Origin of the sequence: Novacetimonas pomaceti, assembly GCF_003207955.1 — a bacterium.
GTDB classification, from domain to species: Bacteria; Pseudomonadota; Alphaproteobacteria; order Acetobacterales; family Acetobacteraceae; genus Novacetimonas; species Novacetimonas pomaceti.
Window position 1 is genome coordinate 369497 of sequence record NZ_NOXG01000001.1, and the last position, 25661, is coordinate 395157.

Annotated in this window: 20 protein-coding genes; all 20 read right to left on the reverse strand. The window is 66.8% G+C overall.

Annotation, left to right across the window (positions count from 1 at the left end; genetic code table 11):
• Positions 1 to 116: 116 nt before the first annotated feature.
• The 20 genes from CFR71_RS01750 to rsmH all read right to left on the reverse strand — a co-directional run bounded on the left by CFR71_RS01750 (position 117) and on the right by rsmH (position 25657).
• On the reverse strand, positions 117 to 725 hold the full coding sequence (locus CFR71_RS01750; protein WP_110526221.1) for a nicotinamidase: 609 nt from the start codon (positions 723 to 725) through the stop codon (positions 117 to 119).
• The gene (gene ligA, locus CFR71_RS01755; RefSeq protein ID WP_110526224.1) at positions 725 to 2857 is read right to left on the reverse strand and encodes an NAD-dependent DNA ligase LigA; all 2133 of its coding nucleotides are present in this window, start codon (positions 2855 to 2857) and stop codon (positions 725 to 727) included. The genes CFR71_RS01750 and ligA overlap by 1 nt, the downstream gene beginning before the upstream one ends.
• A gap of 2 nt (positions 2858 to 2859) precedes the next feature.
• Positions 2860 to 4581, reverse strand: a complete 1722-nt coding sequence (gene recN / locus CFR71_RS01760) for a DNA repair protein RecN (protein ID WP_110526227.1) — start codon at positions 4579 to 4581, stop codon at positions 2860 to 2862.
• 38 nt (positions 4582 to 4619) lie between these two features.
• Positions 4620 to 5429: an outer membrane protein assembly factor BamD gene (locus CFR71_RS01765; protein WP_239019380.1), complete on the reverse strand. Its 810-nt coding sequence runs from the start codon at positions 5427 to 5429 to the stop codon at positions 4620 to 4622.
• Between the two features lie 146 nt (positions 5430 to 5575).
• Positions 5576 to 6565, reverse strand: a complete 990-nt coding sequence (gene lpxC / locus CFR71_RS01770) for a UDP-3-O-acyl-N-acetylglucosamine deacetylase (protein WP_110526623.1) — start codon at positions 6563 to 6565, stop codon at positions 5576 to 5578.
• Between the two features lie 200 nt (positions 6566 to 6765).
• Positions 6766 to 8313, reverse strand: coding sequence for a cell division protein FtsZ (gene ftsZ, locus CFR71_RS01775; protein WP_110526234.1), 1548 nt, complete (start codon positions 8311 to 8313; stop codon positions 6766 to 6768).
• Between the two features lie 91 nt (positions 8314 to 8404).
• On the reverse strand, positions 8405 to 9814 hold the full coding sequence (gene ftsA / locus CFR71_RS01780) for a cell division protein FtsA (protein WP_110526237.1): 1410 nt from the start codon (positions 9812 to 9814) through the stop codon (positions 8405 to 8407).
• Positions 9811 to 10761 (reverse strand): cell division protein FtsQ/DivIB, encoded by a 951-nt coding sequence (locus CFR71_RS01785; RefSeq protein WP_110526240.1) that lies wholly within the window; start codon positions 10759 to 10761, stop codon positions 9811 to 9813. The genes ftsA and CFR71_RS01785 overlap by 4 nt, the downstream gene beginning before the upstream one ends.
• Positions 10758 to 11702, reverse strand: a complete 945-nt coding sequence (locus tag CFR71_RS01790) for a D-alanine--D-alanine ligase (RefSeq protein WP_110526243.1) — start codon at positions 11700 to 11702, stop codon at positions 10758 to 10760. Before CFR71_RS01790 ends, CFR71_RS01785 begins: the two co-directional genes overlap by 4 nt.
• Entirely contained in the window at positions 11699 to 12670 is a 972-nt protein-coding gene (murB, locus tag CFR71_RS01795; protein WP_110526246.1) for a UDP-N-acetylmuramate dehydrogenase, read from the reverse strand. The genes CFR71_RS01790 and murB overlap by 4 nt, the downstream gene beginning before the upstream one ends.
• Positions 12670 to 14115 carry a UDP-N-acetylmuramate--L-alanine ligase gene (gene murC / locus CFR71_RS01800; protein ID WP_110526249.1) on the reverse strand — a complete coding sequence of 482 codons (1446 nt, stop codon included), beginning with the start codon at positions 14113 to 14115 and terminating at the stop codon, positions 12670 to 12672. The genes murB and murC overlap by 1 nt, the downstream gene beginning before the upstream one ends.
• A 32-nt stretch (positions 14116 to 14147) precedes the next feature.
• The gene (gene murG / locus CFR71_RS01805) at positions 14148 to 15263 is read right to left on the reverse strand and encodes an undecaprenyldiphospho-muramoylpentapeptide beta-N-acetylglucosaminyltransferase (protein WP_110526252.1); all 1116 of its coding nucleotides are present in this window, start codon (positions 15261 to 15263) and stop codon (positions 14148 to 14150) included.
• The gene (locus CFR71_RS01810; protein ID WP_110526255.1) at positions 15260 to 16423 is read right to left on the reverse strand and encodes an FtsW/RodA/SpoVE family cell cycle protein; all 1164 of its coding nucleotides are present in this window, start codon (positions 16421 to 16423) and stop codon (positions 15260 to 15262) included. The genes murG and CFR71_RS01810 overlap by 4 nt, the downstream gene beginning before the upstream one ends.
• Complete coding sequence (gene murD / locus CFR71_RS01815) at positions 16423 to 17829, reverse strand: UDP-N-acetylmuramoyl-L-alanine--D-glutamate ligase (protein ID WP_110526258.1); 1407 nt, start codon at positions 17827 to 17829, stop codon at positions 16423 to 16425. The genes CFR71_RS01810 and murD overlap by 1 nt, the downstream gene beginning before the upstream one ends.
• On the reverse strand, positions 17826 to 18917 hold the full coding sequence (mraY, locus tag CFR71_RS01820; RefSeq protein ID WP_110526261.1) for a phospho-N-acetylmuramoyl-pentapeptide-transferase: 1092 nt from the start codon (positions 18915 to 18917) through the stop codon (positions 17826 to 17828). Before mraY ends, murD begins: the two co-directional genes overlap by 4 nt.
• The gene (locus CFR71_RS01825; RefSeq protein ID WP_110526264.1) at positions 18917 to 20311 is read right to left on the reverse strand and encodes a UDP-N-acetylmuramoyl-tripeptide--D-alanyl-D-alanine ligase; all 1395 of its coding nucleotides are present in this window, start codon (positions 20309 to 20311) and stop codon (positions 18917 to 18919) included. The genes mraY and CFR71_RS01825 overlap by 1 nt, the downstream gene beginning before the upstream one ends.
• The gene (locus tag CFR71_RS01830; protein ID WP_110526267.1) at positions 20308 to 21777 is read right to left on the reverse strand and encodes a UDP-N-acetylmuramoyl-L-alanyl-D-glutamate--2,6-diaminopimelate ligase; all 1470 of its coding nucleotides are present in this window, start codon (positions 21775 to 21777) and stop codon (positions 20308 to 20310) included. The genes CFR71_RS01825 and CFR71_RS01830 overlap by 4 nt, the downstream gene beginning before the upstream one ends.
• A gap of 2 nt (positions 21778 to 21779) precedes the next feature.
• A complete protein-coding gene (locus CFR71_RS01835) occupies positions 21780 to 23798 on the reverse strand; it encodes a peptidoglycan D,D-transpeptidase FtsI family protein (protein ID WP_110526270.1) in 2019 nt (672 codons plus the stop codon).
• Positions 23799 to 23834: 36 nt separating this feature from the next.
• Complete coding sequence (ftsL, locus tag CFR71_RS01840; RefSeq protein WP_110526273.1) at positions 23835 to 24659, reverse strand: cell division protein FtsL; 825 nt, start codon at positions 24657 to 24659, stop codon at positions 23835 to 23837.
• Complete coding sequence (gene rsmH, locus CFR71_RS01845; protein ID WP_408891561.1) at positions 24656 to 25657, reverse strand: 16S rRNA (cytosine(1402)-N(4))-methyltransferase RsmH; 1002 nt, start codon at positions 25655 to 25657, stop codon at positions 24656 to 24658. Before rsmH ends, ftsL begins: the two co-directional genes overlap by 4 nt.
• Positions 25658 to 25661: the final 4 nt, after the last annotated feature.

Below are 25661 nucleotides of genomic sequence, written 5' to 3' on the forward strand. Positions count from 1 at the left end.
GCTGTTTTCCTTCAGGGACCGTTTAAAAATGACAAAAGTTTTCGGGTGTCGCCTTTCGAAGCTTTTTGCAAAAAGCTTCACCAAAAACTTCTTTTAATTTCAGTGTGTTATTTTGGTTAGTCTTTCAGAAGTGTCCGCGCGTCCATGATGGTGATCCCGGCGGCGCGCAGGTCGTGATGGATGCCGCGCCTGTCATCATTGATTGCGGCGCAGGCGGCGTCGAGTACAAAAGTTTCAAACCCGTCCCGCCACGCGTCATGGGCACTCGCCCGCACGCAGTATTCCAGCGCAATCCCGCAGATGAAGACACGCCCCACGCCACAGGCCGACAGCCATTGCGACAGGCCGGTTTCATTCCCGCCATCGTTGTCGCGGAACGCGGAATAACTGTCGATGCCGGGGCTCATCCCCTTGCGCACGATCAGCCCGATATGCGCCTGTTCCAGCGTATCGGCAAAGGCCGCGCCCCATGTCGCGGCGATGCAGTGCGGCGGCCACCGGTCCCCGCCGTCGTCCTTTTCCGCCGTGGTGGTGAACGAGACATGATCGCGCGGGTGCCAGTCCTGTGTCGCTACGACACGGCCAAAGGGCAGGGACTGCAGGCGGTTGATCATCGGGATGATCCGCGCGCCATCTTCCACCGCCAGCGCGCCGCCCGGCAGGAAATCATTCTGCACATCGATGATCAGCAGCGCGTCGCGATGACCGATGGTGGGGAAGGGCATCACGGATTTTCCGGCAGGCCGGCCAGCCTGCGCCATCCCGCCTCGTCCACCGTCTGCAGGTCCAGCTCCTCCGCCTTGCGCGCCTTTGACCCGGCCTTTTCACCCAGGACCACGATATCGGTCCTGCGCGAAACACTGTCCGACACGCGCGCGCCCATGCGTTCGGCAATCGCGCGGGCTTCGGGGCGGCTCATTGTCTTTAGCGTGCCGGTAAAGACAATGACCTTTCCTGACAGTTCCCCCTGCGCCAGCATCTCCTCATCCGTGATGGCGTGCAGCACCTGCGTCAGGTCCGCCAGCGTCTGGCGGTTGTGCGCCTCGGAAAAGAAGGCCGCCAGTTCATCGGCAATGGCGCTGCCGATTCCCGTGATGCTGCCCAGTTCCAGCCGTTCGTCGGACCCCACCGTGGTGGCGCGCAGCATCTGGCGCGACCAGTTTTCATACGACCCGTAATGACGCGCCAGCAGACGCGCCGTATTGATCCCGATCCGCCGTATGCCCAGCGCATAGATGAAGCGAGACAGGGAAATCGTCCGCCGTGCCTCGATCGCGTTCATCAGGTTGCGCGCCGAAAGCACGCCCCAGCCGGGACGGCTGGCGATGGCGTCCTCGGCCCGGGGCAGGCGGAAGATGTCGGCCGGCGTGGACAGCAGCCCGTCCGCATGGAATTCGGCAATCGTGCGATCGCCCAGTCCCTCGATGTCAAAGGCATCGCGCGATACGAAATGGATCAGCCGCTCCACCAGCTGCGCCGGACAGGTCAGGCCGCCGGAACAGCGCCAGACGACCTCGCCCTCCGGCCGTTCGGCGCGGGCGTGGCAGACCGGGCATTCGTGCGGAAAGACAAAGGGATGCGGCGGATGATCGCGCGGCAGCACGACGTCAAGGACCTGCGGGATCACGTCGCCTGCGCGCTGGATGCGCACAAGGTCGCCTTCCTGCACGTCCTTGCGGGCGATTTCATCCTCGTTATGCAGGCTGGCGCGGGTTACGATCACCCCCCCCACATTCACCGGCTCCAGTATCGCGACCGGGGTCAGCGCGCCGGTGCGGCCCACCTGTATCTCGATTTTCGTCAGGCGCGTGATCGCCTGTTCGGCCGCGAATTTCCACGCCACGGCCCAGCGCGGCGCGCGTCCGGCGAAGCCAAGGCGGTCCTGCAGCGTGCGTTCGTTGATCTTGTACACCACCCCGTCGATATCGTAATCGAGGCCGGAGCGGATGCGCGCGATCCGTTCCATGAACGCTTCGGCCTCCGCCACGCTGGTGACCAGTGTGCAGAGCGGGCTGACGCTGAACCCCCATGACCTGAGCTGTTGCAGATACTCCAGATGCGTCTCCGCCACGGGGCTGCTGGAATATCCCATCGCATAGGCGAACAGCGACAGCGGACGCTGGCGGGTGATGGCGGGGTCAAGCTGGCGCAGCGAACCCGCCGCCGCATTGCGCGGGTTGGCAAAGGGTTTCTGTCCCGCCGCGACCTGTGCCGCATTGAGGGCAAGGAAATCCGACTTTGCAAGGAAGACCTCGCCCCGGATTTCCAGCAGGTCGGGGGCCGGGCCCTGTAACTGCTGCGGCAGGTCGCGCAACGTGCGCAGGTTCGCGGTGACGTCTTCGCCTTCGGTCCCGTCGCCACGGGTCGTGCCGCGCACGAACGCGCCCTTTTCATAGGTCAGGCTGATCGACAGCCCGTCAATCTTGGGTTCGGCCACGAAATCCAGCCCGCTGGCCTGCTCCTCGCTCAGGCCGAGGAAGCGGACGGCGCGGCTTATGAAGCCCTCGAATTCCTCGCGGCTGAAAACATTGTCCAGCGACAGCATCGGCGTCAGGTGGCGATGGCGGCTGAAAGCCCCGGCGGCGGGGGCGCCCACCCGGCTTTCGGGACTGTCCTTGCGGCGCAGTCCGGGATGGGCGCCTTCCAGTTCAAGGTTGCGCCGACGCAGCGCGTCATACACCGCGTCCGTCACCACGGGCGCGTCATCATGGTGATAGGCGTGATCCAGCCGCGCGATCACGTCCGCCAGCAGCGCCAGCTCCCGTTTCGCATCCTCGCGGGACAGTTCGCCGCCTGCCTGCGCCCGGTCAAGGATATCCTGACAGGTCCGGGCAAGGTCCTCGGTGGTGTCGGGCATTCCTATTCACCTTTCACAAGGCTGGCGGCGGCGGCACGCGCCGCGGGCGTGATCGTGTCGCCAGACAGCATGCGGGCGATTTCCTCAAGCCGTGCCGCGCTGTCGAGCGGGGCGGCATGGGTTTCCGTCCGGTCACGTGTGACCTTCTTGCTGATGCGCAGGTGCGCATCCCCCCGTGCCGCGACCTGCGGGCTGTGGGTGACAACCAGTACCTGCACGTCGCGCCCGACCATATACAGGCGTTCGCCAATGGCGGATGCCGTCGCCCCCCCGACGCCTGAATCGACCTCGTCGAAAACAAGGGTGGGGATCGCCGAACGTCCCGCCAGCACGACCTTCAGCGCCAGCATCAGCCGCGACAGTTCCCCGCCCGAGGCGACCTTGGCCAGCGGACCGGGTGGCTGGCCCGGATTGGCGGCGATCAGGAAGGAGGCCTGCTCCTTGCCGCGCAGGTTCCATGCCTCCGGCGGCAGTGGGACCAGCTCGACGATGAAGCGCGCGCGTTCCAGCCGCAGCGGCCGCAGTTCCGCCATCACCGCCGTCTCCAGCCTGCGGGCCGCCTTTTCGCGCGCGGCCGTCAGCTTCTGGGCGGTGTCCTCGAACTTTTCACGGGTCCGTGCCACGGCCTGTTCCAGAACCTCGATCCGGGCATTGCCGGAATCAAGGGCGCTGAGCCGTTCGGTAAAGACCTTCAGCAGTCCCGGCAGTTCCGGCACGGAAACCCCATGCTTGCGGGCTTCGGCACGCAGGGCGAACAGCCGTTCCTCGGTCTGTTCCAGCAGGCGGGGATCGGCCTGCGCGTCGGAGGCGAGGCGCGACAGCAGGCTTTCCGCTTCGGCCAGGGCCTCTTCCGCGCGTTCCAGCGCGTTCAGCGCCTCCTGTGCCGCGGCCTGTTCCTCCGCTCCGATGGCGGCGGGGTTGAAATCGGTCGGCGCGGGCAGAAGGCGTTGCAGCGCGCGGCTGGCGTTGCGCAGGGCGGAGGCGGGATTGACGCCCCGGCGTTCGCGCGGCGACAGGTCGCTCAGGGCGGCGGCAATCGCCTCCGCCCGGCGCTCGCCCTGCTGGAGGGACTGGCGCAGCCCGGCAAGCTGCGTCTCCTCGTCTTCCTGCGGGGCAAGGGTGGACAGGTCCTCCACCGCCTGGCGCAGCCAGTCCTCTTCCCGCGCCGCGCTTTCCATTTCCGCGCGCGCGGCGGCAAGTTCCGCCGTGGCCTCGATCCACGCGCGATAGGCGCTGGCGGTCTGGGCGCGCAGCGTGGCCGGCACGCCAAACGCGTCGAGCAGGTCAAGGTGCGTGCCCTGGTCCGCCAGTCCCATCTGTTCGTGCTGTCCCTGTATTTCCACCAGCAGGGACGCCGCCCGGCGCAGCAGGGTTACGCCGACCGGCTGGTCATTGATGTAGGCGCGCGAACGCCCGTCCACCGTCACGATGCGACGCAGCAGGATGGGTTCGTGGGGTTCGTCGATGACGATTCCCTGTTCCGCAAGCAGTTCGTGCAGGGGATGGTCGGCCGCGATGTCGAAGCTCGCGCTGACGCTGGCCTGATCCGCCCCGGCACGGACCAGCGACGCGCTGGCGCGTTCACCCAGCGCCAGCCCAAGGCTGTCCAGCAGGATGGATTTCCCGGCCCCGGTTTCCCCTGTCAGGACCGTCAGGCCGGCGATGAAGGACAGGTCGAGCTTCTCGATCAGGACGACATCGCGAATCGAGAGATGTGTCAGCATGCGGGCAATCCGATCAGGTCAGGCGAAAGGGGCAGGACCTAGAAGATCGAATTCCATGCCCGCGAAAGGGCGTTACGTCCCTGCTTGTGGGTGCGGGGGGAGATACCCTTGATGAGGTTGTGGTCACGCAAATGATCATAGGCGTCACGATACCATTTGCTGTCGGGATAGTTATAGGCCAGAACCGCGCCGGTCTTGCGCGCCTGTTCCAGCAGGCCGAGGTCCAGATAGACCTCCACAAGGCGTTCCAGCGCCTCCGGCACATGGTTGGTGGTCTGGAAATCCTGCACCACGCGCTGGTAACGGTTGACCGCCGCCTGGTAATTGCGCTGTTCCTGATAGAAACGGCCGACCAGCATTTCCTTGCCCGCCAGATGGTCGCGGCACAGGTCGATCTTCAGCTGCGCATCACGGGCATAAGGGGTCTGGGGAAAGCGGGTGATGACCTGTTCCAGCGCATCCATCGCCTCGACGGTGCCCTGCTGGTCGCGCTGCACATCGGCGATCTGTTCATAATAACACAGTGCCTCCAGATAGAAGGCATAGGCGGCATCCGTGCTGGTGGGATGCAGTTCAAGGAATCGGTCAAGCTGCTGCACGGCTTCGGGATATTTGCTCTGCAGATAGTCCGCATACCCTTCCATCAGCTGCGCGTTGGCGGTGTACTGGGAATAGGGGTAGTTGCGCTGCAGAACCTCGAACTGGATGGTGGCCAGAAGGTAGCGATTGCTGCGCAACGCATCAACGCCATGATTATACAGGGTTTCGGCAGATCCGACGCGCGGGGCATTTTCCGTAATGGCACTGTTGCCATTGCACGCCACCAGAAGACTGATCGCAGGTGCCATGAGCAGCCATGCGACAACGCCGCCCGGACGGCGGAGACGAAGGGAGTATCGAGATCTGCGTGGTGACATGCCGGCTCTTCCAGTTGCGCCTGTTTTATATCATGTGCGCAAGCGGGGTGAAGAGCCTCCGGGCGTTTTCGTGCGCTTCATGCGGCGGCGCGGCCAATCTGCCTCTTTCGCGGGGCATGACCATGCAGTCGCCATGCGGATGGATTGGCCATGAGTGTCCGCAACAGGCGGTTATTCAGGGTATGGCCGGATTTGTGCCCATGGAAATCACCATGGATGATCGCGCCGCAGAGATAGAGGTCACCGATCACGTCCACGACCTTGTGCCGCACGAATTCATCCGGGCGCCGCAGCCCGGTGGGATTGAGGATGCGGTCATCGTCGACCACGATCGCGTTTTCCAGCGACCCGCCGCGTGCAAGGCCCGCCGCGTGCAGGGCGTCGATTTCCTGGCGCAGGGTAAAGGTGCGGCAGTTTTCCAGATCCCGGCGGAAGGAGGAGGCGCTGACCTGCGCTGAAAAAATCTGCCGTCCGATGGCCTGTGCCGCGAATTCGATCGACATGCTGATGTTCAGCCCGTCCGTCGTGGGGGGGCGGAGTTCGGCAAAGGCATCGCCATCCTCCACCCGCACCGTGCGCAGGATTTCCAGCGTCGGGCGCGTCGCCGTCTGCGGCGCGCGTCCCGCGCAGTCCAGAAGGAACATGAATTCCGACGCGGATCCGTCAAAGACCGGTACCTCCGGCCCGTCGAGATCGACATAGGCATTGTCGATCCCGCATCCGGACAGGGCCGCCATCAGGTGTTCGATGGTTGCCACGCGGACCGCAGCCCCCTGCGCGGGGACGCCGATGACCGTGCTGAGGCGCGTATCGATGACATGGTCATAGGTCGCGGGGATCATGTAGCCGTCAAGGTCGGTGCGACGGAATATGATGCCGGTATCTGCGGGGGCGGGGGAAAGCGACAGGGAAATGCGCTGGCCGGTATGAAGGCCGATACCGATGCCGCAGATGGAGCGCCGCAATGTATGCTGGCACGGATCCGCAGCGCCCTTCCTGGTGGGTAAGACCGTCTCGGAAAGGCACGAATCCGTCATTTCAAGCGGACCTATCGACATGCCATCCATTATGCGCATCCCTCGAGACAGGTGAATCTGTTGGCTACAGGGCAGGTCTGAAGATACTAGGCCGGTCGCGTCCCGTTTAACCAGTCAATGATTATTGCCAACCGTTACCATACCTGCGGACATGAAAAAACGAGGCCGGACAATACGTTACATTATGCAACGCAGCCCGTGGCCCCATCGTTTTCCCGGGTGGTCCCTTCCTAGGGCGAACCGCGACGCAGGAAGGCGGGAATATCCAGCCCGTTATCTTCCGCCGTGCCACCCTGCTGCTGCGGGTTCGGGGTGGGACGCGTCGCCTGCGGCTGCTGCAGGGAGGGTTCCGCGCGCGGCTGTGGCGCGGCCGCGGGGGCCTGCGGTTCCGCCTGCTGCGGGGGGGCGGAATGGCGTCGCAGCGCGCCGGTCACCAGCCCGAACAGGCTGCGGGGCTGCTGGGGCTGCGGCTGTGGTTCCGCGGACTTGCCACCGTCCGAAAACAGGGAGGAACGCGGCGACCCACGCTGCGCCTGCGCGACCTGGGGCGGCACGGCATGCGGCGACGGCGCCGAAGGGGGCGTGCCGGCCTGGCGAAGGGGTGTTGCGCCCGCCGGGACATGCGGGACTGGCGTGGGCTGTGGGGCCGATGCCGGTGCCGCCTGCGACGCGGCAGGCGCGGCCGCCGGCGCGGCGGTGGCGGCAGCAGCCTGCGGTGCGGGGGACGCGGCTTCCGCCGTCGGGGCAGGAGATGGCTGCGCCGCTGTGGCGGTGGTCCCGGCTGCCGCGGCGGTGGCGCGTTCGACCGCGCTTTCGATGCCCGTCGCCACGACGGAAACCCGGATGCGTCCGTTCAGGTTGGTATCGATCGCCGAACCGAAGATGATGTTGGCGTCGTCGGCCACTTCCTCGCGGATGCGGTTGGCGGCCTGGTCCACCTCGAACAGGGTCAGGTCCTCGCCGCCGGTGATGTTGATCAGCAGGCCCCGCGCGCCCGCCATGGAGGTATCTTCCAGCAGCGGGTTGGAAATCGCCCCCTCGGCGGCGGCGATGGCGCGGTTCTCGCCCTCGGCCTCGCCCGTGCCCATCATGGCCTTGCCCATTTCCGCCATGACCGTGCGGATGTCCGCGAAATCGAGGTTGACCAGCCCGGGGGCCATCATCAGGTCGGTCACGCCACGCACGCCCATGTAAAGGACGTTGTCAGCCATCTTGAACGCGTCTTTCCAGCTGGTCCGTTCATTGGCAAGCCGGAAGAGGTTCTGGTTCGGAATGACGATGAGCGTATCGACAAACTGCTGGAGCTCGACAATCCCCGCCTCGGCCGACTGGGCGCGGCGTCCCCCCTCGAAGGTGAAGGGCTTTGTCACGACGCCGACCGTCAGGATGCCACGCTCACGCGCCATGCGGGCGATGACCGGGGCCGCCCCCGTGCCCGTGCCGCCGCCCATGCCCGCCGTGATGAAGATCATGTGCGCGCCATCCAGGTGGCGCGACAGTTCGTCGCATGCCTCTTCCGCCGCCGCGCGTCCGATTTCAGGCTTCGCCCCCGCGCCCAGTCCCTGCGTCAGGTGGGGGCCAAGCTGGATGCGCCGGTCGGCCTGGCTGTGGGAAAGCTGCTGCGCGTCGGTGTTCGCAACCACGAACTCCACACCCTGCAGCTGCATGTTGATCATGTTGTCAACGGCATTCGTGCCACCGCCGCCAACCCCGATGACCGTGATGCGTGGGGTGAAGTCAGAATGGTTCTGCTGCGGGATGGTCAGATTCAGGGTCATGGTCGGCTCCCGTAGGCGAGGGATGGTATGGATGGGGGCACGCGTTGTGCGCTTGCTTGCAGGGTATTAAATAAGGACTTTATCGTGAATATCATACCCTGTCGCGGATGAAATCGACGAAACGCCGGATAAGGCCGGTGGGCCGCGCCTCGCTGATGCCGGTATCATTGAGGGGATCGCCCGCGCCCGCCGCCCACGCCAGAAGTCCGGCGGAGGTTGCGAACATCGGCCATGTCGCCGGGTTTTCCGGCAGGCCGTGAATGTGGCGCGGCCGGCCAAGGCGGACCTGCCGGTTCAGGATTCGCGCCGCCATCTGGCCGATTCCCTCCAGCAGCGACCCGCCACCCGTCAGCACCACCCGTCCGTCGGCGGCGGGGCCAAGGGCCGCCATTTCCAGGCGATCGCTTACCATTTCAAGTGTTTCCTCCACGCGCGGATGAATGATGGAGACAATCCTAGAACGTGGAATTCTGACATAATGATGGTCGTTGTCGCCAATAAGCTGCACCAGGATCATTTCCTGATCGTCCCCGGACGAAAGCTCCGCCGAGCCATGCATGGTCTTGAGCCGTTCCGCATTGTCGATGGAGGTGGAAAGCCCGTGCGCGATATCGCGCGTGATGTGCTGCCCGCCGATCGGAATGCTGGAGGTATGCAGCAGCCGTCCCTCGCCAAACACGGCGATGGAGGTCGTGCCCCCGCCAAGGTCGACCACCGTGACGCCAAGGTCGCGCTCCTCCTCGTTCAGCACGGCAAGGCCGGAGGCCAGCGGCGCGGACACCATCCCCGCGATCGTCAGGTCCACGCGTGACAGGACCGCCTCCACATTGCGCAGGGCGGTGGTGTTCGCATCGATGACATGCATGCGCGCCGAAAGGTGGTCGCACAGGTGGCCGCGCGGGTCGAGGACGCCCTGCGTCTCGTCCACCGCGTAATCCAGCGGCAGCGTATGGATGGCCGAACGCCCCTCGCTCAGCGCGCGCAGGCGGCCTTCGGTCGTGATCCGGCGCATGTCCGCATCCCCGATCTCGCGCCCGCCGATGGGCCAGCGGACGTTCAGGTGACGGCTTTCGGGATGGCCGCATGACAGGTTGATGAAAATCTCGTCCTTGCGCAGGGTCGCCATGTCCTCCGCCTGTCCCACGGCGGCGCGGATGGCTGTCTCGGCCTCCCTGAGGTCGACGATCCCGCCGGAACGCACGCCATGGGAACGCCGCCACCCGTGGCCCAGCACCCGCAGCGATCCGTCAGGCTCCCCCTTGCCGATCAGGCACACGATCTTGGTCGATCCGATGTCCAGGACGCTGAACGGTCCCGTCCTCAGCCTGCGCTGCGGGCGGTCTTCCTCCATCGGGATGATGTTCGTCATGACCCGCCGGTCGCGTCGCGCCGTATTGGGCAGGGCGGGGACCGACGCCGGACGCACGCTTGGCAGGCCCGGTGTCGCGGGGGCCTGGCGGGGGGCCAGGATCCTGTCGGGACGGGGGATCAGGTTACTCATGCACGTCTCTGCACATTGCCGGGGTCGGGGCGGGGCCGGGACATGTCCGGCATGGACAGTCCGGCCGGATCCGCAATCGGGGGCGTATTGTCGTTGCTGGCGGGCCTGTCGCCGCCGGGCCTGTCGCTGCCGGTGGGGCCGGGGGCTTCGCGGATGATCAGGCGATCGGGCAGGCGCATGTCAATGGATATGACGGGACGGTCGAGGATGCGCATGTCCTGCTGCATCTGCGCAAGGCGTTTCAGCGCGGGGACCTCCTCGCCTTCGGGCAGGAGGACCACGGTCCCGTCACGCAGCGTCAGGTTCCACCGGCGCTGTCCCACGCGCACGGCGGCGGCGACATGGCCGCGCACCTCCGGCTGGGCCGAAAGCTCGTCCATCAGCGACGCCGCCGCCAGGTTGGCGTCCGGCCCCACCACCAGCGGAAGCTGCATGAAGGCCTGCGCGTCCTTGCCGGTCATGCCCTGGTCGCGGACCTGGTTGCCCGCACGGTCGATCAGCATGAAATGCCCGTGGTTCTGCCATACCGCAAAGGGGCGGCGTTCGATGAGGTGGACGATGATCGTGCCCGGCAGGCGCCGTTCGACCACCGAATGATCAACGAAGGGCAGCGCGTCGATGCGCATGCGCGCCGCGCCAAGTGAAAAGCCGAGGATGAAATCCCCCTTGTGAACGCCAAGCGCCTCCTGCAATGCCGCGTCGCCCGTCAGTTCGTTGCCGGTGACGGTAATGTCGGTAATGCGCAGCGGCAGCATGTTGACCACGCGCGCGCGCAGCGGCGCGAAACGTTCCTCCGACCCCATCCTGTGCACCAGCCCGACGCATCCCGCCCCGATGGCGCACACCAGCAGGGTCGCGATGGCCGGGCGGATCAGCCGCTTCTGCCGTCGCAGGAAGATGGACAGGCGCGACGGACGGTCATTCAGATTGTCGGCCGGACGCTTCATGTACGACAGGTCGCCTGTTCAACCAGCCATTCGCACAGCCGGGCATAGGCAATGCCGCATGCCGCCGCCTGTTCCGGCAGCAGCGAGGTTTCGGTCATCCCCGGCTGGGTGTTCGTCTCCAGGATGACCAGCCGGCCGATCCCGTCGGCATCATGCGTGTCGTCATAACGGAAATCGGTGCGCGACGCCCCACGGCATCCCAGCGTCCGGTGCGCCGCCAGCGCCAGTTCGCGCGCGCGTTCAAAGGCCGCCGGGTGGATGCGCGCGGGCAGCACATGGCTGGAGCCGCCCTGCCGGTATTTGGCGGTATAGTCGTAAAAGCCGTCGCCCCCCGCGTCATGCGGCGTGATGTCGGTCACGGTCAGCGCCCGCTCACCCATTACACCCACCGTCAGTTCGCGTCCCGGTATGAACTCCTCAACCAGCGCGGAAGTTCCGAACTGCCACGTCCGGGCGATGCTGGCGCGGCGGTTGGACCCGGCGCGGATGATTTCCACCCCCACCGAAGACCCCTCGTTGACGGGCTTTATGACATAGGGTTCGGGCAGCGGGTCTTCGGCGGCAAGGGCGTCCACCGTCACGACGCCCCCGCGCGCCACCGGCAGGCCCGCGGCCTCGAACACCACGCGCGCCGCCGCCTTGTCCATTGCCGTGGCGGAGGCGCGGACGCCCGAATGGGTATAGGCGATGCCCATCCAGTCCAGCACCCCCTGAATGGATCCATCCTCGCCAAAGCGGCCATGCAGCGCGTTGAAGACCACATCGGGGCGGTGCGTGGTCAGGTCGTCGACAATCGCACCCAGATCCGGCCCCGCGATGATCTGGCGAACCGGATAGCCAAGGGAACGCAACGCCTGCGTTACGCCTTCGCCACTGCGCAGGCTGACTTCGCGTTCGGCGGACATGCCGCCCATCAGGACAGTTATGCCGGGACGTGTCATGACGGTTCATCCTTGCGCAGGGGGCGTCCGATACGCCTGATTTCCCATTCCAGCGTCACGCCGGTATGTTCGCGCACGCGTCTGCGCACGGTTTCGCCCAGTTCTTCCAGCTCCGCCGCCGTGGCGGTTCCCGTGTTGAGCAGGAAATTGCAGTGCTTTTCACTGACCTGCGCCCCGCCGATCGTCAGGCCCCGGCACCCGGCGGCATCAATCAGTTCCCATGCCTTGCGGTCTGACGTGGCAGGGTCGGGATTGCGGAAGGTCGATCCCCCCGTGCGCGCCCGCACGGGCTGCGCCGCCTCCCGCGCCGCGCGGATCTGCGCGATGCGTTCGCGGATGACCGGCATGGCGGAGGGCTGGCCACACAGGCGCGCGCGCATGACCACGGCGCCCTGCGGCACGAGGGCATGGCGATAGCTGAATTTCAGCGCCCCTCCAGGCAGGCGCAGCGGCTCGCCATCGCGGGTGACGATTTCCACCCAGTCGAGGATGGTGGAAATGTCGGAGCCATAGGCCCCGGCATTCATGGAGACCGCGCCCCCCACCGCGCCGGGAATGCCCGCCAGGAATTCCATCCCCGACAGGCCGCATGTCGCGGCATGTTCCGCCACCGTCATGTCGAGGCACGCCGCCCCGGCGATCAGGCCGTTGCCGTCATGGGCGATCTCGGAAAAACCGCGCCCGAGGCGGATGACCACGCCGTCAATCCCGCCATCGCGGATGATGGTGTTCGAACACGCCCCAAGGACACGCACCGGCACCTCCAGCGGGATGTGGCGCAGCGCCAGCGCAAGGTCGCGCGCGTCCGCGGGCTGCACCAGCAGTTCCGCCTTTCCGCCCACGCGGAACCACGTGCGCGGGCCAAGGGGGGCGTCGGGCGTCAGGCGGCCACGGAAATCGGCCAGCGCGCGGACCAGATCCTCGCGCCATTGCACGACGGTGGGGGAATATGCCGCAGCCTGTGTCATCACGCCGCGTCTTCCCCCTTGTGCGCCGGGGCGGAGGAGGACTGCAGTTCCGCAAGCTGTCCCGGCAGCGCCTGCGCCCAGTTGGTGATGCTGCCCGCGCCAAGGCACACGACAAAGTCGCCCGGCCGGGCGATGGCGTTGATCATTTCCGCCAGATGTTCCGGCCCCGGCAGGGGAACGACGGAACGGTGCCCGCGTTCGCGCAGCCCCTCGACCAGCGCGTCGCGGTCCATGCCCTCGATCGGCTGTTCGCCCGCGGCATAGACATCGGCGATGATGACGGTGCCGGCATCGTTCATGCAGGTGCAGAATTCGTTGAACAGGCTCTGCAGCCGTGAATAGCGGTGCGGCTGCATCACCGCGATGACATTGTTCGCCCCCGCCTGGCGCGCGGCCTTCAGCACGGCGGCGATTTCGACGGGATGGTGGCCGTAATCGTCGATGACGGTGATGCCCCCCGTTTCCCCCGTGCGGGTAAAGCGGCGTTTCACCCCCTTGAACGAGGCAAAGGCGGAGCGGATGGTCGCGTCGTTGATTTCCATCTCAATGCCGACCGCGATGGCCGCCAGCGCGTTCTGGACGTTGTGGTGGCCCAGCATCGGCAGGCGGAACGGCCCGGCGCGGCGCGAACGGTTGCGGTTGCGGTCGGTCACCACGACCTCGAACGTAGCCCCCAGCTTGTCGGTGATGACCTTTTCCGCGCGGATGTCGGCCTGCGGGGAAAAGCCATAGGTGATGATCCGGTGGTCCGACAGGCGGGGGATCATCTGCTGGACGGCGGGATGGTCGATGCACAGCACCGCGAAGCCATAGAACGGGATGTTGGAGACGAACTGGTCATACGCCGCCTGCATCGCCTCCGCCGTGCCCCAGTGGTCCAGATGTTCGGGGTCCATGTTGGTCACGACCGTGATGACCGAGGGCAGGCGCAGGAAGGAGCCGTCGCTTTCGTCCGCTTCGACCACCATCCAGTCGCCCGACCCCATGCGCGTGTTGGTGCCATAGGCCTCGATGATGCCGCCATTGATGACGGTGGGATCCAGCTTCGCCGCTTCCAGCACGGCGGCGACCAGGCTGGTCGTCGTCGTCTTGCCATGCGTGCCGCCCACCGCCACGGACCAGCGCAGGCGCATCAGTTCCGCCAGCATTTCCGCCCGGCGGACCACCGGGATCAGGCGCGCGCGCGCGGCCAGCACTTCGGGATTGTCGCGCCGCACGGCGGTGGAGGTCACGACGACCTGCGCCGCGCCAAGGTTGGCGGCGTCATGGCCGATCGTCACGGGAATGCCCGCCGCGCGCAGGCGCGCGACATTGGCGCTTTCAGCAATGTCCGATCCCTGTACCGCATAGCCCAGCATGTGCAGCACTTCGGCAATGCCGGACATGCCGATGCCGCCGATGCCGACAAAGTGGATGGTGCCAATGGAAAGGGGCAGGGCTCTCATTATGTATCAGTCTCCGTCTTCGCACTGCCGGATTAGGCGGCACAGGCCATGTGATGCAAGCGTCCTTCTATCATGTCCGCCAGATGCGCGGCGGCGTCGGGCTGCCCGATGCCACGCGCGGCTGCCGCCGCGCGCGACAGGGCGTCGCGGTCGCCAAGAAGTTCCGTCAGTTGCGCGCCCAGTCGTTGGGGCGTCAGTTCGGCCTGCGGGATCATCCACGCAGCCCCCGCCTCGACCAGGGCGCGGGCGTTGGCGCTCTGTTCGTCGCTTGCGGCGATGGGCAGCGGCACGAGAATCGCGGGGCGCCCCGCCACCGTGACCTCCGCCACCGACGACCCGCCCGCCCGGCCGATGACCAGGTGGGCGTCGCGCAGCAGTTCGGGCACGTTGTCGAGGAAGGGGGCGACCCGGGCGGGAATCCCGCTTTCGGCATAGGCGTCGCGCACGCGCTCCACGTCCTCGGCGCGGGCCTGCTGCGTCACCTCGATGCGCGCGCGCAACGCGGGCGGCAGTCCGGCCAGCGCGGCGGGGACGACATCGCTGAAAATCCGCGCACCCAGCGATCCGCCCCACACCAGCAGCCTGATCGTCCCGGTGGAGGGGGAATAGATCGCGTCATGCAGGGCGGCGATGTCGGGGCGCACCGGCATGCCCGTCAGGGTGACGGGCACGCCGCGCGGCAGTTTCGCCACGACGGGAAAGGACGTCGCGATCCCGCTGGCCCAGCGCGCGAGGAACGCGTTGGCCCGTCCCATCACCGCGTTGCCTTCATGCACGAAAATCAGCGGACGCTCCCGCCCCATCAGGCGCGCGCCCAGCAGCGGCGGGACGGAGGGATATCCCCCGAACCCCACGACCGCGACCGGCCGCAGGCCACGCAGGATCGCGCGCGCGCGCCATGCCCCGTGGGCAAGGGCAAGGGCCGCGCGGGCCGCGCGCGTAATCCCGCGGCCCGCGATTCCCGCGCCGGGCAGCACGAACTGCGGCCGGCCGGCGAAAATGCCGCTCTGGCGCATCCCGGCGCGACGGTCGGTCATCAGCGCGACGTCGCGCCCGCGCCGGACCAGTTCGCAGGCCAGTGCCTCGGCGGGAAAGAAATGTCCCCCCGTGCCGCCAGCGGCGATGATGATGGGGCGCTGGGGGGTCATGTGCGGGATCTCCGGCTCAGGAACGCGGGAAAGGACTGGCTGAACTGGCTGTCGCCCACGCGGCTGCGCGTCAGGGCGAGCACCATGCCGATGGTCAGCGCAACCGACATGGCGGAGGAACCGCCATAGGAAATGAAGGGCAGGGTCATGCCCTTGGTGGGGATGAGGTGCAGCGTCGATCCCATGTTGACGAAGGCCTGCAGCCCGAAACCCGTCACCAGCCCGGTCGTCGCCACGACGATGAAGGGATCGTTTTCATGCAGCAGCTTCAGCAGGGCGCGAATGACGATGACGCCAAAGACGCCGATGATGAACAGGCAGACGATCATGCCGAATTCCTCGCCCGCGACGGCAAAGACGAAATCGGCGTGCGCGTCGGGCAGCAGATCCTTGACCCGCCCTTCGCCCGGACCACGGCCCAGCAGCCCGCCATTGCCAAAGGCCCGTAGGGCGGTGTCGATCTGGTAATGGTCGCCCACCTCGGGATGGAGGAAACGTTCCACGCGCGAACGGACATGGGGAAAGACCGCATACGCGCCGATGAAGGCCGCGACCATGCAGCCCACGCCGCCCGCCACCAGGAACAGGCTGAGCCCGTCGACGAAAAGCTGCGTGATGAAGACGGTCGTGATCACGCTGAGCATGCCGATGTCGGGCTGTGATTTCAGCAGCAGCAGCACGACCCCGAACAGGCCCAGCGCGATCAGCATGCCGGGGAAATACCGCCGCGTCTGGCGTTCCGTCAGCAGCCACGCGGTCACGACGGCGAAACAGGGCTTGAGGAATTCCGACGGCTGCACCGACATCATCGGCAGCGCGATCCAGCGTCGCGCGCCCTTGATCTCGATCCCGTGGACCAGTGTCAGCGCCGTTGCCGCGATCCCCAGCACGAACCCGATGGCGGCCATGATCCTGACCGCGCGGATCGACAGCAGCGACGTGCCGATCACGATGCCCGCCGCCAGCAGGAGGAAGCAGACCTGCTTGAAGATGAACATATCGCGCGAGGCGCCGATGCGCACGGCCACCGCCGGGCTTGCGGCCAGCATGAGGATATAGCCAAACCCGATCAGGATGCCGACACAGATCAGCGTGACGCGATCGACGTTGCGCCACCATCGCGCCATGGGCGAGGTGTTGATGCGTGATATGCCCGCCATTACCGCCTGGCCTGCCCGGCCGTGGCGTCAGTTTCCCCCGCCAGTGCGTGGACGAGTTCGGCAAAGCGGTGGCCACGCGCCTCGAACCCCGTGAACTGGTCAAAGCTGGCGCAGGCGGGCGACAGCAGGACCGTGGGGACATGTTCCGCGCGCGCGGCGGCAAGTGCGGCGGGCACGGCGCGTTCCATCGTTTCCGCCATGGTGAAGGCCACGCCATGCCGTTCCAGCGTGCGGGCCAGCTGCGGGGCGTCGCGCCCGATCAGGAACGCGTGGACCACATGGGCGAACAGGGGGGACAGGTCCTCGATCCCGCCGGCCTTGGCGACGCCGCCCGCGATCCAGATCATGCGGTCATGGCAGGACATGGCCCGCGCGGCGGCGTCGGCGTTCGTGGCCTTGCTGTCATCGATGAAGCGGATGCCGTCGATGGTGCCGATGGTCTTCTGCCGGTGGGGCAGCCCGTCGAATGACGCCAGCGCCGCGTCGGTCCCGGCGCGCGGGCATCCCAGCCACTGCGCGATCGCGACGGCCGCGGCCGCATTCTCGGCATTGTGCGTCCCGGGAAGGGAAGGGGCCTGCGACAGGTCCGCGATCGCCCCCGCGCGGTCATGCAGGATGTGATTTTCGACCCATAGGTCGGGCGCATGCGCATCGCCCCCGATTTCCATGACGGGGATGCCACGTTGCCGCAGGTCGGCGGCCAGTACGCCATGGCGCGGCACGGTGTTGCCGATCACGGCAAGGTCGCCCGTTCCCTGCCGGTCAAAGATATGGACCTTCGCGCGGCTGTACCCCTCCATGTCGCCATGCCGGTCCAGATGGTCCGGCGTCAGGTTCAGCAGGCAGGCCGCGTCGAAATGCTGGCTGCCCAGGCGTTCCAGCATGTAGGAAGACATTTCGAGCACATAGACGCCATTATCAGGCAATAATGGCAGCGATAGGGCCGCAGGGCCAAGGTTGCCGCCCTCCGCCACGGGGATGCCCGCATGGCGCAGCAGGTGGGCCAGCAGGACGGTGGTGGTGGATTTGCCGTTGGTGCCGGTGATCCCGACGAAACGCGCACGCGATCCCGCGCGCCGCACCGCCTGGAACAGGAAGTCGGCGTCGGACAGGATGGGAACGCCCGCCGCGCGCGCCATGGCTGCGACCGGGTGGGGCGTGGGCAGGACATGGGGAATGCCGGGCGACATCACCAGCGCGTCAAACCCGGTCATGTCGGTAAAGGGGGCGAAGCTCAGCCCCGGTGTGGCAACCCCGCTGGCCGTGTCGGGGCGCGTGGTGTCGTCCCATGCCTGCACCCGCGCGCCCATGTGCGCCAGCGCGCGCGCCGCCGCCATGCCATTGCGCCCGAGGCCGAGGACACCAATGGTCTGTCCATCAAACAGGTCCGCAGGAAATGAGGTCATCGCAGTTTCAGGGTGGCAAGGCCACACAGTCCCAGCACAATGGAAACGATCCAGAACCGTATGACGATTTTTGATTCAGGCCATCCTTTTTTCTCAAAGTGATGATGAAGGGGCGCCATAAGGAAGACCCGGCGGCCGGTGCGCTTGTACCAGAACACCTGGATGATGACCGACAGGGTCTCGATCACGAACAGGCCGCCCACGATGCACAGGACCAGTTCGTGCTTGACCGCGACCGCGACCGCCCCCAGCGCGCCGCCAAGGGCCAGCGATCCCGTGTCCCCCATGAAAACGGCGGCCGGCGGTGCGTTGAACCACAGGAAACCCAGCCCCGCGCCCACCAGCGCGGAACAGAAGATGCCCAGTTCGCCCGTTCCCGGCACGGCATGCAGCTGCAGGTAATCCGCGAAGATGTGATTGCCCACCAGATAGGAAATCAGCGCGAAGACAAGGGCGGCGATGGTGACCGGCACGATCGCCAGCCCGTCCAGCCCGTCGGTGAAATTGACCGCATTGCCGAAGCCCGTGATCGTGATCATCGCGAACACGGGAAAGGCATATCCCAGCGGTAGCAGCAAGTCCTTGACGAAGGGGAAGGCAAGGTGGTTCGCCAGATCCGGCGGCATCAGGCTTTCAAGCCATATCCCCCCCAGCAGCGAGACCACGAATTCGCACCCCAGCCGCATGCGCATCGACACGCCATCGGTATTGCGGCGCGACAGCTTGAGATAGTCATCGGCAAACCCCACCGCGCCAAAGGCCAGCGTGATCATCATCACGGCCCAGACAAAGCCGTTCGTCAGGTCCGCCCACAGCAGGGTCGATCCCAGCAGCGACACAAGGATCAGCACCCCGCCCATCGTCGGCGTCCCCGCCTTTTCCACCAGGTGGCGTTCCGGCCCCAGGGCGCGGATGGGCTGTCCGCCGCGCTGGATGCGGCGCAGGCGCGCGATCAGCGGATTGCCAAGCGCCAGGCTGAGCATCAGCGCGGTCAGGCACGCCGCCCCCGCGCGGAACGTGATGTAGTGGAACAGGTTGAGGATCGAAATATGGCCCGCGGCATGACGCTGGAACAGGTCAAAAAGCATTATGCCGCCCCCTGCACGTCGTGACGCAGGGTCTCGACAACCTGACGCATCCCCATCCCGAGGCTTCCCTTGACCAGGATGGCATCGCCCGCCCGCGCCGACGCGCGTACCTGCGGCGCAAGGGCTGCGGCATCGGGCGTCCACGCGCCACGGAGGGAGGGGGGCAGGAGGTCAAAAAGATATTTCATGTTCGGGCCGCAACAGAAAACAAGGTCCGCATGCTCGCGGACGGCTGAAAGAAGGGATTCGTGCTGGTCGCGCGCAAAGACGCCAAGTTCGAGCATGTCGCCCAGCACGGCGATGCGCCGTTGCGCCGGGATCTGGCCCAGAACCTCCAGCGTCGCGCGGATCGATGCCACCGATGCATTATAGCTTTCGTCCAGCAGGCTGGCCGTCGCGTCAAGGATGGGGGTGATCGCGCCGCGTCCGGACCCCGGCAGGAAACCCACCAGCCCCTGTACCGCGCGGTCCATGTCGCCGCCTGCGGCACGCGTCGCCGCCAGCGCCGCCAGCGCGTTGCGCGCCATGTGACGCCCCGGCGCGTTCAGATGCACATCCCCTGACCATGCGTCGATATGCGCCTGAAAGTCGCAGCCATCGGGACGGGCCTGAAAACCATCCAGCCGCGCCGTGCTGTCGGGCCGCGTGCCCGCCATCCACAGCCGGGCGCCGACGCGACCGGCCTGCGCGACAAAAAGATCCAGCCCGATGGCATCATCCGGCACGATCGCCACGCCATCGCGGGGCAGGGCGGCGATCAGGGCGGATTTTTCCCGCGCGATGGCCTCCAGACTGCCCATGTGCCCCAGATGCGATCCGGCGATGGTCGTGATGACGGCGACATCCGGACGGACCATGGCGGCGAGGGGGGCGATTTCGCCGGGATTGTTCATCCCGATTTCACACACGCAGAACATGGCGGTGGCAGGCAGGCGCGCCAGCGTCAGCGGCACGCCCCAGTGGTTGTTGTACGACGCGACGGCGCAATGCGTGGGACCGCATGCCCCCAGCGCATGACGCAGCATTTCCTTGGTCGTGGTCTTGCCCACGCTGCCGGTGACGGCGAGCATCCGGCCGCCAAAGCGGGCGCGCGCGAACGCCGCCATGGCGTTGAGCGCGCGCAGCGTGTCGTCCACCATCAGGATGCGCGGGTCGTCGGACCCGGTTTCGCGATGCGCGATGACGACGGCCGCCCCTTTGTCCAGCGCGCGCGCGACATGCGCGTGGCCGTCCGAACGCTCCCCCACCAGCGCGACGAAGATGTCCCCGGCTTCGAGCGTGCGCGTGTCAATGGAAACGCCCGTGGCGTCAGGGGCGGGATTTCCATCGGATGCCGCGCGGAAATGACCGCCGGTGGCCGCAAGAAGTTCGGATCGGGTCCACAGGACTGTCATGAATTGCCCGTCAGTTCGCGAATGATGGATACGTCGTCAAAGGGCAGGACGGTCGTGCCGATGATCTGTCCCTGTTCATGCCCCTTGCCCGCGACAACCATCACGTCACAGGCCTTCAGCCGCGACAGCCCCTCGGCAATGGCCTGTCGCCGGCCACCGATATTGCTGGCCGCCGGGGCCGCGGCCATGATCTGCTGGCGGATGGTAGCTGCCTCCTCGCTACGGGGGTTGTCGTCGGTCACGATGACGTCGTCCGCAAGCCTTGCCGCGACACCTCCCATCAGGGGACGCTTGCCCCGGTCACGATCGCCGCCCGCGCCGAACACCGCGACCAGCCGGCCGGTCGCATGCGGGCGAAGCGACAGTAGGAGCCGTTCCAGCGCATCGGGCGTATGGGCATAATCGACATAGATCGCAGCCCCGTTCGGCAGGGTGGCCGCGTGTTCCATGCGTCCGCGCACGCCCGTCAGGAAGGGCAGGCAGTCAAGGGCGGCGGTTATGTCCGCATCCTGCGGGCCGGACAGTGCTGCGGCAAGAAGCAGGTTGTCGACCTGGAACCGTCCCGGCAGGGGAATGGAAACCTCGCGCGTGGCGCCTCCATGTTCCAGCGTCAGGACCTGCCCCTCGGGACGCGGGAGCGCGCGCAGCAGGCGGATTGTGTCCCCGCGTTCGCCCACCAGCCGCAGTTGCAGGCCCCGTCGCGCCGCGATCGCGCGCAGGGCGTCCAGCGTCGCCGGGTCCATGTCTGCGTTCGCGGCCGCCAGCCCGCCATCGGGCAGCAGCGTGTCGAACAGGCGCAGCTTTGCCGTGCGATAGGCGTCGGTGCTGCCGTGGTAATCCAGATGGTCGCGCGTCAGGTTGCTGAACCCGGCGGCGGTGATGGGCACGCCGTCCAGACGGCGCTGCTCCAGCCCATGCGACGATGCCTCCATGGCGACGTCCGTCACGCCATGTTCCCCAAGCGCGCACAGCGTTTTCGCCACGGTGACGCTGTCCGGCGTGGTCAGGGAAGGGCCTGCGGGGACAGGGGCATCGGGGGAGACGATCCCCAGTGTCCCGATGCTTGCGGCCATGCGTCCTTCATGTCGCCAGATCTGGCGCAGGAATTCGACGGTGCTGGTCTTGCCGTTCGTGCCTGTCACCGCGACGACGTGCCCGGGCATGACCGGCATGAGTGCTGCGGCCATCACGGCAAGCGCGTGGCGCGGGTCATGGGTCGCGATGCAGGCGATCCCGTGGCCTTCATACTGCGCGCAGGCGTTCGGCGTGGATACGAGGCCGCATGCCCCCTGCTGCAGGGCCTGCGCGATATAGGCGCGGCCATCGGCGCGGCTGCCGGGGAGGGCTGCGAAAATCATCCCCGGCCCGATCTGCCTGCTGTCGGCGGAAATGCCGGTAACGTCCGGGTCATGGCCGCCCGTGTCCGCCACCAGGCCCGCGCGGCGCAGCACTGTCGTAAGTTTCATCTCTATCCCCGTTTCGGGCGGTTGGTCAGGGGAAGTGCGTCTTCCCGTTCATCGCGCGCGGCGTGCATGCGTCCGGCCTGTCCCTCGTCCGATGTCATTTCCTCCGTTCCATGGCGGCTGCCATGATGCCTGCCCTCGGCCTGCTGCATGTGCGCGGTGCCCGGGTCATTGCCCGGACCCAGCGCGCGATACCCGTGCGGGACGGCGGGCCGCATCGGGATGAACAGCGAACTTTCGATCGCCTGCTGGTGGGTGGTGTCAGGGAACAGCCCCATCATCGGCGCGATGCGGGTGATGATGTGCGATGCCGTCGGTGCCGCGTTCCACGCCGCCGTCGTCCACCCATGCGTCTGCGGCGTCGCCTTGGGGCTGTCGAGCATGACATAGACGGCATAGCGTGGCGCGTTCATCGGGAATATGCCGGTAAAGGCGGAAACGTTGACATGCTTGAGGTATCCGCCATGCGCGCCGATCTTTTCCGCCGTTCCCGTCTTGCCCCCGACGAAATAGCCGGGGGATTCCGCGCTCTTGCCCGTGCCGCCAGCCACGTCGAGGCGCAGGATCTTGCGCAGGATGGTGGAATTGGCGGCCGAAATCAGGCGTTCCGCCCCGGGGACGGGTGCCGCCGCGTCGCTGGCGTCGGGTGCGGGGCTGCCGCCCGGCGTCCGGTCCTGGTCATGCAGCAGCAGGGTGGGTTTCAGAAGGAAGCCGCCATTCGCGGTCGCCGCCGTGCCACGGACGATGGCAAGCGGCGGTTCCGCGACGCCATGGCCGAACGCGACGGTCATGACGGTCGAAATGCCCCAGTTATGGGTCGATGGCACGATCGGGCGCCCCGCTTCGGGAAGTTCGATGGGCACGCGGGAGAAAAAACCCATGTTGCGCAGCCATTCCTGCTGGCGCGCCGCCCCGGCATCCAGCGCGATATGCGCCGCCGCCGGGTTTGAGGAATAGGCCATTACCTCCGGCAGGGAAAGCCACGTGTCGAAATGGTCGCTCTTCATGTCGGAAATGGTAAAGCGGCCGATCTTGATCGGCACGCTCGAAAAACGGTCCCAGATATGGGCGACCCCATCCTGCAGCGCCATGGCCGTCGTCTGCAGCTTGAAGGTGGAGCCGGGTTCGTACATGCCCGTCACCGCGCGGTTGAAGCGGGCGTCCGCCGGGGCGTGGCCGAAATCATTGGCGTCATAGTCCGGCAGGCTGACCATGGCGATGATTTCGCCATTGCGCACGTCCATCACGATCGCGCACGCGCCGATGGCCTGGAACGTGTCCATGGCGGATTGCAGTTCGTCATGCACCACGTTCTGCACCCGCACGTCGAGCGACAGGGTCAGGGGCGCGCGATTGCTGTCGAGGCGCTTGTCGAAATACCGCTCGACGCCAGCGACGCCGTGGTCGTCGATGTCCACGCCCCCCATAATTTGCGCCGCCACGCGCCCCATGGGGTAACGGCGGCGTTCGCCGGGTTCGAAATAGATGCCGGGAATGCCAAGGTTGTTGATCGCCAGTTCCTGCGCCGGGGAAATGTCACGCGCGACATAGACGAACTGCCGCGCCGATGAAAGGCGGCGCAGCGTTTCGGCTTCGTCAAGGCCGGGCAGCACGCGCTTGAGCTTGTGCGTCGCGTCCTGCGGGTCGATCATTTCCTGCGGATTGGCGTAAACCTGCGCCACCGGCAGGGAAATCGCGAGCGCCTGGCCATTACGATCGACAATGGAGGCGCGATGCACCTGTGGCAGGACGATGTCATTGGCGACCATCCCCTTGGGGTCGCTCTTGGGGATGGGGGGGACCTGTGGTGCGATCTGGTGCTGCTGCGGGGCCAGCGGCATGATGATCGTCGCAACGCTCAGCTTGACGCTGACGGCGCCGAACAGGACGCAGAATACGCCCGCGACCACCAGCAGGCGGGCATGCATCTTGTCCCGCGCCATGCGTACGCGCAGGCTCCCGCCGGCAGGGCGGGCGCCATCGGCATGCGCGTCATCAGGGTGTGGGCGGGGCGTATCGTTCATGTCACCGACGGTATCCGGCAGCGGAGGCGACCGTCGTCAGTTGCTGACGGGTACGGGCGGCGGAAGGGCGGAAGTGCGGGAATTGGCAAGCGAACTGCCACCGCTGCGCACGGATGACACGGTATCGGGATGCCATGCCGCGTCGGAGACCTCATGGGCGGGATGATAGTGATAGGGCGCGACCCGGTTGCTCGCCAGCATGACATCATGGCCCGGCGTCGCGACATGCGCCGCGCGGACAGTGGCGGGCGCATGCGACGCCGGGGCCTCGTTTTCAGCCATCACGGATGGGGCATGTTCCACTGCATGCGACGGGGCGCGGTCGGGGAGGGCATGCGCGGCTTCATGCTCCGGCCGGTCGGGGTGCTGCGCGACGGTTTCCACGCGCGGCGTCGTGGCATGCCGGACGGGGGCAGGCACCGTCGGCGCATGCGGCATCACGGCCTGAGCCAGTATCACGGGCGCATGCGCGTGCTGCGTCGCGCCCTCCGCCGCTGCGGCGGTCACATGGTCGGCGGCAAGCGAGACGCCCATTTCCGCGCGCGGGTTGACCGGGGCGACCGGGGCCGCGCCGACGGGCGGCAGATGCCCGCTCAGGTTCGCAAGCTGCACGAACTGCGTCGGGGCCACGGGATGCAGCGCGGGGGCATAGCGTTCCGCCAGGACATGCAGCCGGTCCGGCTGGTTCAGCATGGTCCATTCGGCCCGCAGCATGGCGGTCTGGTCGCGCGTGCGTTCGGTCTGGACCACGATCTGCGCGATTTTCTGGTCCAGGGCGGAGGTCTGCTGCTTCTTGGTGTACAGGAACAGCCCGGACACCGCCGCCATGACAGCACAGAAGAGCGTGATGAGCCGGGTCATTGCTGTTGTTCCATTTCTTCTGTGGTTGGGAAGGGCGCGACACGTTCCACCGTCCGCAGCCGCGCGCTGCGCGCGCGCGGGTTGTGGCGGCATTCCGCATCCGACGGCCGGATGGCCTTGTTCCTGACAAGGCGGAAGGACGGGCGGTCCGCGCGCTGCATCATCGCGCCGGGATCGTGGCGGGACGGGGCGGGCACGCGGCCCGATGCGCGGTTCATCGCCAGCTTGACCAGGCGGTCTTCCAGCGAATGGAACGACACCGTCACCAGCCGGCCGCCGGGGGCCAGCAGCGCCAGCGCCTGATCCAGCCCGCGTTCGATCTGTCCCAGTTCGTCATTGACGTAAATGCGCAGGCCCTGGAACGTGCGCGTGGCCGGGTCAATGCCGGAACGGTCGGCCCTGACGACCGAGCGCACGATTTCCGCCAGACGGAGCGTCGTTGTGATCGGGGCTTCGGCGCGCGCGGCCACGATGGCGCGCGCAACCCGGCGCGACATCCGTTCCTCGCCATAGGCATAGATGATGTCGGCCAGCTCGCTTTCCTGATAGCGGTTGACAATGTCGGCCGCCGTCGGCCCTTCGTCGCCCATGCGCATGTCCAGCGGGCCATCCATGCGGAATGAAAAGCCACGCTCGGCCTGGTCGATCTGGTAAGAGGACACGCCAAGGTCCAGCACGACGCCGTCAAGCGCGTGTATGTCGCGCGCCGCCAGCAGGGCGGCCATGTCGCCGAACCCACCCTTGATCATGCGCAGGCGGGAATGCCCGTCCCCGCCGGGGAAGGCAGGGGCCAGCGCATCGCCCCGTGCGATGGCGGCAGGGTCGCGGTCGATGGCCCACAGGGTACAGTCCGCGGCCGACAGGATGGCGCGGGCATAGCCGCCGCCGCCGAACGTGCCGTCCAGATAGGTCGCGCCATCACGCGGGGAAAGGTCGTGCAGGACCTCCGCCAGCATGACCGGGACATGGCCCTCATCGGCCGCGAAGGGCGTGGTCATCGTG